This window comes from Calidifontibacter terrae, assembly GCF_054778835.1.
In genome coordinates this window covers 330,253-343,697 of sequence record NZ_BAAGZF010000006.1, presented here as the reverse complement: position 1 = coordinate 343,697, position 13,445 = coordinate 330,253, and the positions used below count along the sequence as shown (strand labels likewise).

The window sequence follows — 13,445 nt, the reverse complement described above, 5'->3', positions numbered from 1 at the left end:
ACCCTGCAATTCCGCGGAACCGGGTTAGCCGGACCGCGTACTGCGGTCCGATGTGCCGGTGACCCACCACAATCCATCGCCCTCGATGGCATCCAACTCTGCGTCGACTCGCTGCGCTTCCGCCTCGTCGTGGCGGATCCAGTCAAGGAAGACCGCCAGCAGCAACGGCAATCCGACCACCTCGGCGACCGCGATCAATGCTCCACCGGCCCATTTCTGGTCCAAGGAAGGGGACGTCGCCCCACGGGCGGGATCACCGAAGCCGGGGAAGTGCGGCAACAACAGGCTGTTGGAAGTCATCACCAGGATGCCGGGCAACGCATCGAACAGGCCGTCCACACACGCAATCACGGTGCGTACGGCCGGAGTCGCCCAGTCGGGCAGCAGGTCTCCGACCACCAGCGGGGCGGTCACCATGAGCCCGATGATGAACAGATGCGCGACGAGCAGGGCGCCGACAAGCGGGTGCGTCGAGGCGGCTTGGCCGTAACCGGTGAAGAACACCGCGCCGACGCTGAGGGCGGCCAGCAAGGACGTCAGCCCGGGGTAACAGATCACCCGAAGGGCCCGACCGCCGAAAGGCAACGGCCGCCCACCAAGACCCACCGCGAGCCCGAACGGAGTCACCGCGGTCAACGTCGCCACCTTCGCGCCGAGACACCACAGCAACACCCGGTCGTAGGTTCCAATCGGCCCGCAGGTGACATAGAGCAATGAGCCGATCCCGACCAGCAGATAGATCGCCTGCCGCCACCGGGTGCTGCACCACTTCAGCCCAGGCAACAGCACGGCTGCGAGGATGAGACCGACTAGGTCGAGATGCCACGCGGTGAGCGCTGAGTCGATGGTCCAAGAGCGCATCCCCTCAGTCTTGACCAGCCTGCTGGACGACGGCTGAACCCGCGATTAGGCCGCAACGGCGGGCACTGTTAACCTTGGAGATGCCGTGAATCGGCCGCGGATCAACAGCGCCCCGGTGGACAAGCCCGGGAGCACCGCGCAACGAGACGAATCAAGGAGTCGCCAGCAGATGCCGTTGGAAACCGCCCGCAAGGCAGAGATCATGGCCGAATACGGCCAGAGCAAGGGCGACACCGGTTCGCCCGAGGTGCAGATTGCGATGCTCACCGCTCGCATCAAGGACCTGACCGAGCACTCGCGTCAGCACCCCCACGACCACCACAGCCGTCGTGGCCTGCTGTTGCTGGTTGGCCAGCGCAAGCGCCTGCTGCGTTACCTCGAGGACGTTGACATCGAGCGCTACCGCTCGCTGATCAAGCGTCTGGGTCTGCGCCGATAATCAAAGACTTACGACCGAAGGCGGTCCACCACCTGGTGGGTCGCCTTTCGGCGTAGGAGGACCCCGCTCGTCGGGGTTCCCAAGAAGAAAAACCCGTTCGCACACAACGACGATGTGCGACGAGATTTGAAAAGAACAGGAGGGCCCAAATGGAGGGTCCAGAAATCACGTTCGCCGAAGCAACGATCGACAACGGTCGGTTCGGCACCCGTACGGTTCGGTTCGAGACCGGACGCCTCGCCAAGCAGGCCGGTGGAGCAGTGCTCTGCTACCTCGACGACGAGACCACCCTGCTGTCCACCACCGCTGCTGGCAAGCAGCCCAAGGACCAGTTCGACTTCTTCCCGCTGACGGTGGATGTCGAAGAGCGGATGTACGCCGCGGGCAAGATCCCGGGTAGCTTTTTCCGCCGCGAAGGTCGCCCGTCGACCGACGCGATCCTCACCTGCCGACTGATCGACCGTCCGCTGCGTCCGGCCTTCATCAAGGGTCTGCGCAACGAGGTCCAGGTCGTCATCACCGTCCTGTCGCTGAACCCCGACCACCAGTACGACGTGCTGGCGATCAACGGTGCTTCGGCTTCCACCCAGATCTCCGGGCTGCCGTTCTCCGGCCCGATCGGCGCCACCCGCGTCTCGCTGATCGACGGTCAGTGGGTTGCGTTCCCGAACTTCTCCGACAGCGAGCGTTCGGTGTTCGACATGGTCGTCGCCGGTCGCGTTGTCGGTGACGACGTAGCGATCATGATGGTCGAGGCCGAGTCCACCGAGTCCACCTGGGACCTGGTCAACAGCCAGGGTCAGGGCGCCCCGACCGAAGAGGTCGTCGCGCAGGGCCTGGAGGCCTCGAAGACCTTCATCCGCGCGCTGTGTGAGGCGCAGGCTGACTTGGCGAGCAAGGCTGCCAAGGAAGTTCAGGAGTTCCCGCTGTTCCTGGACTACCAGGACGACGTCTACGCCAAGGTCGAGACCGAGGCCAACGACCAGGTTGCTGCCGCGCTGACCATCGCCGGCAAGCAGGACCGCGAAGACAAGCTCGACGCGCTGAAGGCCGCCCTCAAGGAGCAATTGGCCGGAGCGGGCAAGGAGTTCGAGGGTCGCGACAAGGAAATCTCCGCGGCCTACCGCTCGCTGCAGAAGAAGCTCGTTCGCGAGCGCATTCTGCGCGACCAGGTACGCATCGACGGCCGTGGCCTGCGCGACATCCGTGCGCTCTCGGCCGAGGTCGAGGTGCTGCCGCGCGTTCACGGTTCGGCGATCTTCGAGCGCGGCGAGACCCAGATCATGGGCGTCACCACGCTGAACATGCTGCGCATGGAACAGCAGCTGGACACCCTGTCGCCGGTGAGCCGCAAGCGCTACATGCACAACTACAACTTCCCGCCGTACTCGACTGGTGAGACCGGCCGCGTGGGTTCGCCCAAGCGCCGCGAAATCGGTCACGGTGCGCTCGCGGAGCGTGCGTTGATGCCGGTGCTGCCGACGCGTGAGGAGTTCCCCTACGCCATCCGTCAGGTCTCCGAGGCGCTCAGCTCCAACGGTTCGACCTCGATGGGTTCGGTCTGCGCCTCCACCCTCGCCCTGCTGAACGCCGGTGTGCCGCTGCGCGCCCCGGTCGCCGGCATCGCGATGGGTCTGGTCTCGGCTCAGGTCGACGGCAAGACCGAATATGCCGCGATGACCGACATCCTCGGCGCCGAGGACGCGTTCGGCGACATGGACTTCAAGGTTGCCGGAACCCGTGAGTTCGTCACGGCCATCCAGCTCGACACCAAGCTCGACGGCATCCCCGCCGACGTGCTGGCCGGCGCGCTGACCCAGGCCCGCGACGCTCGTCTGCACATCCTTGATGTGATGAACGAGGCGATCGACGCTCCTGACGAGATGTCGCCCTACGCCCCGCGCGTCATTGCGGTCAAGGTCCCGGTTGACAAGATCGGTGAGGTCATTGGCCCGAAGGGCAAGATGATCAACCAGATCCAGGAGGACACCGGCGCCGACATCTCGATCGAAGATGACGGCACGGTTTACATCGGCGCCACCGACGGTCCGTCGGCGGAGGCTGCGCGCGCGGCGATCAATGCGATCGCCAACCCGCAGATGCCCGAGGTTGGCGAACGCTTCCTCGGCACCGTTGTGAAGACGACCACCTTCGGTGCGTTCGTCTCGTTGCTCCCGGGCAAGGACGGTCTGCTGCACATCTCCGAGGTGCGCAAGCTCGTCGGTGGTAAGCGGATCGACGCTGTGGAAGACGTCTTGAAGATCGGCCAGAAGGTTCAGGTCGAACTGAAGGAGGTCGACCCGCGCGGCAAGCTCTCGCTGGCCGTGGTCGAGGAAGCCGGCAAGGCTGACGCTGAGGTGACGGAGACTGCCGTCGACTCCACGGACGCTCCTGCTGACACCGACTTGTCGTCGCAGGCTCCGGCTGCTGCCGACGAGTCCGCTGACGACCAGAGCACGCCGTCTTCGGACGACGCCGACGCCGAGGGTGAGGGCGGCGAGCGCCGTCGTCGCCGTCGCGGTGGTCGCGGTCGTGGCCGCAAGGACGCCGAGGGTGAGGGCGCCGACAACGGTGCTGACACCGACTCCGAGTGAGTCGAGAGTTCTCAGACTCCGAGTGAGTCGAGAGTTCTCCGACTCCGAGTGAGTAGATAGCTGTCAAGCGAAGGCCGCTGGTCCCGAAAGGGGCCGGCGGCCTTCGTCGTACGCGCAGATTGCTGCCTGTGGAGTTCGCCCACAGCCGCCGCGCGTGCACCATCGTGTGGCCTTCGGCGATGAAGGGAACCGAGGGTGTTGAAGCGAACTGTCCTGATGGTCGGTGTGGTGAGTCTGAGCGCGTGCGGTGGTGCGACCTCGCCGAAACCGGCGAAGTCGACGGCGATCGCCAGGTCGGCAGCGACTCGGCCTAGGGTCGCCGCGCTGAATGCGAGTGGGGTGAAGGCGATCTTGGCCGACTATGACCGACGCAACAATCCGGCGATCGCTCGGTCGGCGACGGGGGACGACTCGGGATGGGCAGCGGCGGACTCCGGGGGAGTGCTGGCGGCCGACCGGTATCAGACGGCGGCAGCCGCCGCGATGGCGCAAAAGGTTGAAGGCAAACCGCAGACGTCGGTTGCCGATGCGTTTCGCGAGGGAGCGGATGGGCAGGGCCGCTGGTTGTTGACCAGCCACACGCGCAGCAGCAAGGACGAGAAGGGGAAGATCGTCACCGTCACCGACTACCACGCGCTGGTCCCGGGGAGCGGCTCAGCGGGCTGGAAGGTGTTCCTTTCCAGCGGGGCCTACGGCGCATCCCGGCTCCCAGCCGGGCTCCCAGCCGGGCTGTCGGGCGCGGCGTCGGGGGCTGAGTCCGGCGCTGTCGATCAGCCGCGCAAGCAGGCGGTCGCGAACTCCATCGACAACGCGCTTTATGCCCTCGGCAATGGCAACACCGCCGACTTCGCGTTTGCCGGTCCGCTGACCGAGGCCCGCAGCTACGGGTTCAACACCGCCGAGAACGTCACGTCGACCTACGATTGTGCCGGTTGGGGCGACACATCTCGGGCCGACGCGAAGACCGCGCCGATCATCGGCACCCCGGCCGTACGACTGATGCAGGGCAAGGCAGCGACCGTCGCGGCGGTGACCCTCGACTGCGACTGGTCGGCAGCTGCGCCCGACGGGCAGGTGATGTGGCTTCATCCGGGCATCGCAAAGCTGATGAAGCTGCCGGCGGCGAAGGTCCACTCGATGAACCGACCGGTGGTGCTGCAACTGGTGGTGGTCGTGCCGGACAGCGGCAAACCGTCGGTGATCGGCGCCGATGTCGACTATCTGCTGCCGCGCTGAGTCATGCTGGTTTGTGCCAGAGGATCTCGCCGTGCAACACGCTGAACCAGCCATCGTCGTGGTCGGCCCAGGCTCGCCACGCCGCCGCGACATTCGCCAGTTCGTCGGGGGTCGCAAAGCCGGAGTCGGCCAGTTGGCGACCGAGGGCAGTGCCCGTCGTGCGGTCGGCCCACAGTCCGCCCCACCACTGCCGTTCAACCGGGGTCGAGTAACACCAGGTGCTGCTCGAGGCGTCGAGGTCGTGCAGTCCAGCGGCGTGGGCCCAGGCGACCAGTCGGCGGCCGGCGTCGGGTTCGCCGCCGTTGGCCCGGGCTGCCTGGGAGTAGAGCTCGAGCCAGCGGTCCAGGGCCGGCGCGGCCGGCCACCAGGTGAACGCGGCGTAGTCAGCATCCCGAACGGCGACAATGCCGCCCGGTCGGGTGACCCTGGCCATCTCGCGCAACGCCGCGACTGGGTCGGCGACGTGCTGGAGAACCTGGTGCGCATGCACGACATCGAAGCTGTCGTCAGCGAACTGCAAAGCGTGCACATCCGCGACGGCGAAGGTCAGGTTGTCGGCGCCCGACTGCCGCGCCGTACGCCGGGAGAGGTCGAGCGCGCCTTCGTCGATCTCGGTGGCGGTCACCGCGCGAACCCGGCTTGCCAGGTCGACGGTGATTGTCCCAGGCCCGGCCCCGATGTCGAGCAACGCGGCGTCGGGGGAGAGGTGGGGGAGCAGGTAGGCGGCTGAATTCTGCGCGGTCCGCCAGGCGTGCGATCGCAGGACGGAGGTCTCGTGGCCGTGTGTATAGCGGTTGCTCATGGGTCCACTTTTGACGCAGGTCCGAATAATGGGAAGGAAGTCCAAATATTGGGCGCGGGAACAATCCGTGGTCAAAGGTAGTTGATGTGTCCATGAATGCCTTTGGATTCCTCAGTTTCGGTCACTACGGAATGGAGGGCTACGACGCGCGCGAGATGCTCCACCAAGCGGTCGACATCGCTGTCGGCGCCGACGAGATCGGCGTCAACGGTGCGTATTTCCGGGTACACCACTTTGCTCGGCAGGCCGCGTCGCCGATGCCTCTTTTGGCCGCGATCGCGGCCCGCACCAGCCGGATCGAGGTGGGCACCGGCGTGATCGACATACGCTACGAGAACCCGCTGCAGCTCGCCGAGGAGACGGCGGCCCTCGACCTGCTCAGCGACCAACGGATCGCCATCGGCATCAGCCGTGGCTCACCCGAGCCCGCGTTGCGTGGCTGGGAAGCCTTCGGCTACACCGGCTCCGCAGACCCACGCGGTGCGGACATTGCGCGACCTAAATTCGAGCAGTTCCTCGACGCCGTACGCGGTGTTCCGATGGTCGACGCCGATCCGAATCAGTTCGGGCCGGGGCAGCGACTGCGCGTCGAGCCGCACTCGCCCGGCCTCGCCGATCGCATCTGGTGGGGAGCCGGATCGCGAGACACGGCGCAGTGGGCTGGCTCTGCTGGGGTCAATCTGATGAGTTCGACGCTGCTCACCGAGGCGACCGGGCAAAGCCTCGGCGACCTGCAGGCCGAGCAGATCGACCGATATCGGCAGGCTTGGAAGGAAGCGGGCCACACCCGCACCCCGCGAGTCTCGGTCAGTCGCAGCGTTTTTCCGATCGTGACCGAGGAAGACCGGCAGCTGCTGCGCTATGGGCTCGGCGGCGCTGGGTCCGATCAAATCGGGGTGATCGACGGATTCCGTTCAACCTTCGGCAAGACCTACACCGGTGAGCCGGACGAGTTGGTCGAGCAGTTGCGCGACGACGCCGCGGTGCAGGCCGCCGACACCCTCATGCTGACCATTCCCTCCCAGCTCGGTGTCGACTACAACCTGCACCTGCTCGAGGCATTCGCGACGCATATCGCGCCAGCCTTGGGCTGGAAGCCGAACACCGACGGCCCTGTCCAGGGTCAGCCGCTCGCGTGACCCCGAACGCCCGGAACGGCGCGGCACCGGCAAGGATGGACTGATGCACCCCCTCGTGCTCGGTCCCGTCTTGCGGCACGTCGACCAGACCACCGCGACGATCTTCGTCCGTACGGCTGACACTTCCGATGTCACGGTGCGCTGCGCTGGCCAGGACGTAACGGTGTCGACCTTCGCCGTCCACGGCGGTCATTACGCGATCGTGCTGCTGGACCACCTGCAGCCGGGAACGGTGAACGACTACCAGGTGCTGGTCGACGGCGAGCAGGTCTGGCCGGAGGCGGACTCGCAGTTCCCGCCCAGCCGCATCGCGACCCGCGAGCCTGGTAAGGGTCCTGACTTTCTGTTCGGTTCCTGCCGAACCTCGACCTCTCACGACACGGCGGGCACCAAGCAGCACGGCGTCGACGCGTTGCGGGCCTACGCGTACGACATGGCCCGCAACCCGCGGCACTGGCCCGACTTCGTGCTCTTCCTGGGCGATCAGCTCTACGCCGACGAGACGTCACCGGAGATGCGCGAGTTCATCGAGCGCCGGCGCGGCCTCGACGACGCGCCCGGGGAGGAGATCAAGGACTTCGTCGAGTACGCCGAGCTCTACCGGCTCGCCTGGTCCGATCCGGCCAACCGCTGGCTGCTGTCGACGCTGTCCAGCGCGATGATCTTCGATGACCACGACGTGCGCGACGACTGGAACACCTCGCAGTCCTGGCATCACATAATGAACGCCACCCCGTGGTGGCACGACCGGATCGTCGGAGCCCTCGGTTCGTACTGGCTTTATCAGCACGCAGGCAACCTCGATCACGAAACCCTGCGCGCCGACCCGACCTGGACCTTGATCGAGGCCCACGAGGGTCCGGCCGAGCTGGACCTCACCGAGGTGCTGGACGACTTCGCAGAGAGGGTTGACCGCGACCCGACCAGCTACCGCTTCTCGTTCGTGCGAGACCTGGGCGACAGCAAGCTCGTGGTCATCGACTCGCGCGCCGCGCGCGACCTGCGCCCCCGCCACCGCGCGATGCTGGACGACGACGAACTGGCGTGGGTGAACCGCCAGTTGCGCGGCGACGTACGCCACCTATTCATCGGCACCTCGTTGCCGTTCCTGCTGCCGACCGGCATTCATGACCTCGAGTCGCTGAACGAGACGATGGCCCAGGGCCGGTGGCCCCGGCTAGCCGGGGTCGGGGAGAAAATCCGGCAGGCGCTCGACCTGGAGCACTGGGCGGCGTTCGAGCGTTCGTTCGCCGACGTGTCGCGGATGGTCCTCGAAGTCGCCGCCGGTCGGCGCGGCGCGGCGCCCGAGACCATCAGTTTCCTCAGCGGCGATGTGCATAACTCCTACGTCAACGAGGTCACTTCGGCGCCCCAGCCGATCCGATCGACCATCGTCCAGGCGGTCTGTTCCCCGATCCGCAACCCCTTGCCGGTCTACGTCCGCGCCCTGCAGGGACAGCTGTCCGGATGGATGGCCCGTCCGATGCGGGCCTTGGTGACACGGCTGCCCGGGGTGCAGGTCCCCGACTTCGGTTGGCGCACCACCCACGGCCCGTGGTTCGACAACAACCTGGCCCGCGTCGAGTCGCTGGGCGATCGGCTGTTGTTCACCTGGGCGCGTGGACTGGTCAAGGACGATCGCTACGACGACCCGCAGTTGGAGCGGGTCGCCACTGTGCTGGTCGGTTGACGCCACTATGGATTCCACGCTTCCTGACCTGCTGCTCACCTGCGCCGTCGGCCTCGAGGAGCTGCTGCGCGGCGACCTGCAGCCGTACGCCGCAGCGACCCGGGTGACCGGCGAGGGACTTCTCGCCGCTCACAGCGCGGATCTCGTTGCCGTACGCGCGAATCCGATGGTCGACCGGATCGCGGTGCCGTGGGATCCGGCGCAGCGGCCGGCAGTCGATCTACTGACGCAGATCCTCGGCTCCGCTGCGCTCACCTTCCGGGTGCATGCCAGCGATGCGGCCGAGCGCGCCCGTCTCATCGAGCGGGTCGTCGACAACACCGGCTGGCGCAACGAACCGGGCAACTGGCAGCTGAACCTCGTTCCCGGCGCGGAGCGCATCGAACTCGGACCTCTGTCGTGGGCTGCGCGGTTCGGAACCATGCAGCGCCTGCCCGCCACCACCCCACCGGCTGTCGCGGCGGGAGCGCTGCGCCTGGCGAAGCTGCGCGACGGAATGAACCTGGTCGACGTGTGCGGTGGTGTGGGCACCATCCCGATCGTCGACGCGCTGACCCGCGACGGGCGGGGCCTCGTCGTCGACCTCAACCCGGAATCGATCCAGCTCGCGCAGCGCAACATCGAATCGTTCGGCCAGCAGTCGCGGGTATCGGCGGAAGTTGGCGATGCCACCGACATCGACCTCGCCACCGGCAGCGTCGATCGTGTCGTCTCCGATGTGCCGTTCGGCAAGCGCATCGGGTCGAACGAGGCCAACGACAGCCTCTATCCGGCGTTGGTCGCCGAGCTCGGCCGGATCCTGGCCGACGACGGGCGTGCCGTTCTGATCACCGACGACAAGCGCCGGTTTGCTGAATGCGTACGCCGGGACCGCCAGTTGAAGGTCGTCAAGGAGACCGGGCTGCGCTACAACGGCGTCACCCCGACCGCGTTCACCCTCGCCCGGGTGCGTGGACGGCGCTCCTAGGATGGTCGCGTGACTGAGCGCATCAAGGTGGCAGTGATCGGTTCCTCCGGACGGATGGGGTCCGCGGCGGTGGCGGCGGTCGAGGCCGCCGACGACCTGGAGTTGGTTGGTTCCTACGACCACGAAGACGACCTCGGTGATCTGGGCGGGGCCCAGGTCGCCATCGATCTCACCATCCCCGCTGCCACCGCCGGCAACGTCGCCCACTGCGTCGACCGCGGAGTCCATGCGGTGGTCGGAACCACCGGTTGGACCGACGAGAAGCTGAAAGACCTTCGGGCACAGCTTGATTCCCACCCCGCGGTCGGTGTGTTGATCGCTCCCAACTTTGCGATTGGGGCCTTGCTGATGATGTCGTTCGCCCAGCAGGCAGCGCGCTTCTACGAGTCGGTCGAGATCGTCGAGACTCATCACCCCGACAAGGTCGACGCCCCCTCCGGCACCGCCGCCCGCACCGCCGCGGTCATCGCGCAGGCCCGCAAGGATGCCGGCATGGGGCCGGTGCCCGATGCCACCCAGGAAGACCCTGACGGCGCCCGCGGCGCCGAGACCGACGGCGTACGGGTTCATGCGCTGCGCCTGCGGGGCCGGGTCGCGCATCAGGAAGTGTCTTTCGGCGCCGTCGGTGAAGCCCTCACCATCCGCCACGACTCTTTCGACCGGGTCAGCTTCATGCCTGGTGTGTTGACCGGCGTGCGTGAGGTTGCCGCCCACCCGGGCCTGACGGTGGGTCTGGAGCACTACCTCGGCCTGTAGCGGCCTGAGCTGACACCAGTCGTCACCCCAAGTTCAACCGCCGGTCGTTCGGTTGTCTTACCGTCCACCCATGGCGGCCCATGTTTGACGGCATCATGACCGCGCTCGGCGACCTCATGTCGTCGCCGTGGGTCTATCTGATCATCGCGCTCATCTCGTTGATCGACGCGGTCGTGCCGCTCTTTCCGAGTGAGGCCCCGTTGATCATGGCGGGGGTCTACGCCGGTTCGACCGCCAAACCGATGCTGGCGGTGGTCGTTTTGGTCGCAGCCCTGGGCGCCTCGACCGGCGACCACATCGCCTATTTCATCGGCCGCGCAGCTGCCGGGCCGTTGGAGCGAATACCCGCAAACACCCGCCGCGGCCGCGCCCTCGGCGCCGCGAAACGGATGCTGCAATCACGCGGTGGGATGGCGCTGGTTATCGGCCGGTTCATCCCGTGGGGTCGGGTCGCCACCACGATCGTCTTCGGGGCGATGCGTTTCCCACGGCGTCGCTTCACCCTGTTCGATCTGATCGGCTGCAGCGTCTGGGCACTGCACGGAACCCTGATGGGTTACATCGGCGGAGCGGCCTTCCAGAACCAGCCCGAGAAAGGCTTGCTGCTCGGACTCGCGATGGCCATTGCGGCCTCGGCGCTGATGGAGTTGGTGCGCTGGTGGTGGCAGCGCCGTCGGGCGGCGCGTGTCTCAGCGCAACCGGTAGATGGTGACCGGCCCGCTGCGATGGACCGCGTCGGCCAGTGAGGCAAGCGTCCCGGAGACCTCGCCGGCCCTGTTGTCAGCGAACATCCACCGCACCCCCCGCGCGCGCAGAGCGCCCAGAACCTGAGGATTCGGTGCGTAGAACGCGCGCTCGTTCAGGGTGAACAGTTCGCCGTCGGGGAACGGCTGTCGGACCGCCGGGAGCCCGTGGTCGCCGGCCGCCCGCTGCGCACCATCGGTGTAGGACCACGATTCGACTAGCATCCGGCGGCCGCTGAAACCGCTGACCCAGAAGGCGCTCGCGAGGCAGCCGGGCGTCGTCCGGAGGTTGCGACAGTGCACATTCGTCGCCACCAGATCCGCAGATCCGGAATGATCGCCGAGCCAGTGAGCCGCCGCCGACTCGGCGGGTTGGACGGTCCAGGGGAACTGGCGCAGGGGTGCGGCGAACGGGGTCGCGAGCGTACGACCGAAATTCTGCTCGGCCGCCGGGTTCACCAGGCAGGCGCCCACCAGGAGCGCAGCGATCAGCGCCACATGCTTCTTGGCCGGTCGGATCAGCGCGGCGCCGCCGACGACCAGCAGGATGACGGCGGACGCCGTCAACCAGGGCAGGGACTCGGCCGGAGGGCGCAGCCTTGCCAGGACCAACCGCAAGATCAGGGTCGTCGCGGCTCCGGCGGCGACGGCGGCAATCCAACGCCGCGGGTGAGGCGACCGCCCAGCCGCAACGCTGATGCCCCATCCGGCAAGCAACCCGACCATCGGCTGCGCACCCAACGGGAAGTAAGCCTGCGACCCGCCGGTGTGGTCGATGAGTTGATATGCCGCGAGTGACGCGAGGATGCAGCCCACCAGGAACGCCGGCATCGGGTCCCGCAGCCAGCGTCGACCCAGCAGCAACGAGAGGGCCGCAATCGCGTAGGTCGACAGCATCGCAACGAGCACCCCGAGCAGCACCACGACCGCGCCCGTCGACAGCAGCCCTGGTGGAAGCAGCGGCCCGTGGCCGGGACCGCGCCCTTGATGGACGTACGAGGCGTACGGCCAACTGTGTCGTGCGCTGGAGAACAGACGTAGTTTCGATCCCGCGGATCCGCCAGCGAAAAGAGGCAGCGCAACGACGATTCCGAGGGCACTGATAGCGCTGACGACAAGTGCGCCGCGACGTGCTGCCTTCCGGCGAACGAAAACCGCGGCAGCAAAGAGCGCACCGGCGGCCAGGACCGGCAAGATGCTCGACTTTGCGCCGGCGCAAAGGAAGGCGACGGCGGCCACCAGCACGACCTTCCGACCGCTCAATCGTTCGCCGCGCAGCAACGGAATGATCAGGAAGAGCGCGAGCAACGTGAACATCAGCCCGAAGATCTGCGAGGGGCTCAGCCACCCCAACCCGTCGACCGGTGCCGATCCGAACCAGGGCACGACGGTCAGGCCGGCCGGCCACACCAGGAGTGCGGCCCCGATGCTCCCGGTCAGCCAGTTCCCGGACAGCCGGTGACCCACCACCAGGCAGAGTGCGGTGATCACCGCGACGATGGGAACGACCCACAGTCGCAGCGCGATATCCGCGGTGGGCCGGCCGGATCCCAGCGAGCCCACGGCGATGTAGGCGTCGCTGAGCCAGTGGTAGTTGAGCTGGCCGACCTGGGCCTGCGGCGTCTGCGGGAGCAGCGAATGCTTCAGTTCGCCGGCAAGCCCGAGGTGCCAGTAGAGGTCCTGATACATCGTCGAGGGGCCGGGCGGCGGCGCCTGGCGCGCGAAGAACGCGACCGCCCGAGCGGCCGCCCACGCGGTGGCAGCGGCCCAGGAAAGAACTGCGAAAGGCGGTGGTCCGGCGGCCGCCGGCTGCGCTGGTCGGCGCAGCAGGAAGGCCGCGACCAGCGCGGCGGCGAGACCGCCAAGTGGGGTCAGCGGCGGTAGCCCGATCGCTTGGCAGACCGCCCACCACAGCAATTGACCCACGACGCCAACGGCGGCGCCCAGCGTCAGCCGGGTGAACTGATTCTGCGCCGACCGGCGCCGCAGGATCGCGAAGCCGAGCAACCACCACGCGCCCGACCAGAGGGCGTACGAGGTCACGGAGATTGCGCTCGACCCCGCCAGTAGCTGACAGGTGAACACGATGGCCACCACGACCACGGATGTCGGGACAACCCAGCGCGCCGCCTTGGTCACGGGGCTGAGGATCGTCACGGGTGCAGCGTAGGCGTGCCGGTCGCGTGCCCGCTGGAAGGTGGTTGACCGCAAGCTGGGG

At 67.2% G+C, this 13,445-nt stretch carries 11 protein-coding genes; 8 read left to right on the top strand and 3 right to left on the bottom strand.

Annotated features, from left to right (window positions below):
* Nucleotides 1–24: 24 nt before the first annotated feature.
* Entirely contained in the window at nt 25–861 is an 837-nt protein-coding gene (locus ACYU98_RS09805) for a cytochrome c oxidase assembly protein (RefSeq protein ID WP_460468025.1), read from the bottom strand.
* A gap of 169 nt (nt 862–1,030) precedes the next feature.
* Between ACYU98_RS09805 and rpsO the strand changes: the two genes are divergently transcribed.
* The 3 genes from rpsO (at nt 1,031) to ACYU98_RS09790 (ending at nt 5,130) form a co-directional block, all read left to right on the top strand.
* Complete coding sequence (gene rpsO, locus ACYU98_RS09800) at nt 1,031–1,300, top strand: 30S ribosomal protein S15 (RefSeq protein ID WP_460468024.1); 270 nt, start codon at nt 1,031–1,033, stop codon at nt 1,298–1,300.
* Nucleotides 1,301–1,449: 149 nt separating this feature from the next.
* Complete coding sequence (locus ACYU98_RS09795) at nt 1,450–3,894, top strand: polyribonucleotide nucleotidyltransferase (protein ID WP_460468023.1); 2,445 nt, start codon at nt 1,450–1,452, stop codon at nt 3,892–3,894.
* A gap of 195 nt (nt 3,895–4,089) precedes the next feature.
* On the top strand, nt 4,090–5,130 hold the full coding sequence (locus ACYU98_RS09790; RefSeq protein WP_460468022.1) for a hypothetical protein: 1,041 nt from the start codon (nt 4,090–4,092) through the stop codon (nt 5,128–5,130).
* Nucleotide 5,131: 1 nt separating this feature from the next.
* Here the strand turns inward: ACYU98_RS09790 and ACYU98_RS09785 are convergent, their stop codons facing one another.
* On the bottom strand, nt 5,132–5,932 hold the full coding sequence (locus ACYU98_RS09785; protein WP_460468021.1) for a class I SAM-dependent methyltransferase: 801 nt from the start codon (nt 5,930–5,932) through the stop codon (nt 5,132–5,134).
* A 92-nt stretch (nt 5,933–6,024) separates the two neighbouring features.
* On the opposite strand from ACYU98_RS09785, the gene ACYU98_RS09780 reads away from it, so the two are divergent.
* From ACYU98_RS09780 to ACYU98_RS09760, 5 genes are all read left to right on the top strand, one after another.
* The gene (locus ACYU98_RS09780) at nt 6,025–7,071 is read left to right on the top strand and encodes an LLM class flavin-dependent oxidoreductase (RefSeq protein WP_460468020.1); all 1,047 of its coding nucleotides are present in this window, start codon (nt 6,025–6,027) and stop codon (nt 7,069–7,071) included.
* Nucleotides 7,072–7,114: 43 nt separating this feature from the next.
* The gene (locus ACYU98_RS09775; protein ID WP_460468019.1) at nt 7,115–8,761 is read left to right on the top strand and encodes an alkaline phosphatase D family protein; all 1,647 of its coding nucleotides are present in this window, start codon (nt 7,115–7,117) and stop codon (nt 8,759–8,761) included.
* A gap of 7 nt (nt 8,762–8,768) precedes the next feature.
* A complete protein-coding gene (locus tag ACYU98_RS09770; RefSeq protein WP_460468018.1) occupies nt 8,769–9,728 on the top strand; it encodes a methyltransferase domain-containing protein in 960 nt (319 codons plus the stop codon).
* 9 nt (nt 9,729–9,737) lie between these two features.
* Nucleotides 9,738–10,484 carry a 4-hydroxy-tetrahydrodipicolinate reductase gene (gene dapB, locus ACYU98_RS09765; protein ID WP_460468017.1) on the top strand — a complete coding sequence of 249 codons (747 nt, stop codon included), beginning with the start codon at nt 9,738–9,740 and terminating at the stop codon, nt 10,482–10,484.
* Between the two features lie 80 nt (nt 10,485–10,564).
* A complete protein-coding gene (locus ACYU98_RS09760) occupies nt 10,565–11,230 on the top strand; it encodes a DedA family protein (RefSeq protein ID WP_460468016.1) in 666 nt (221 codons plus the stop codon).
* Here the strand turns inward: ACYU98_RS09760 and ACYU98_RS09755 are convergent.
* Nucleotides 11,174–13,384 carry a hypothetical protein gene (locus tag ACYU98_RS09755; protein WP_460468015.1) on the bottom strand — a complete coding sequence of 737 codons (2,211 nt, stop codon included), beginning with the start codon at nt 13,382–13,384 and terminating at the stop codon, nt 11,174–11,176. The two genes, ACYU98_RS09760 and ACYU98_RS09755, sit on opposite strands and share 57 nt — an antisense overlap.
* Nucleotides 13,385–13,445 lie beyond the last annotated feature (61 nt).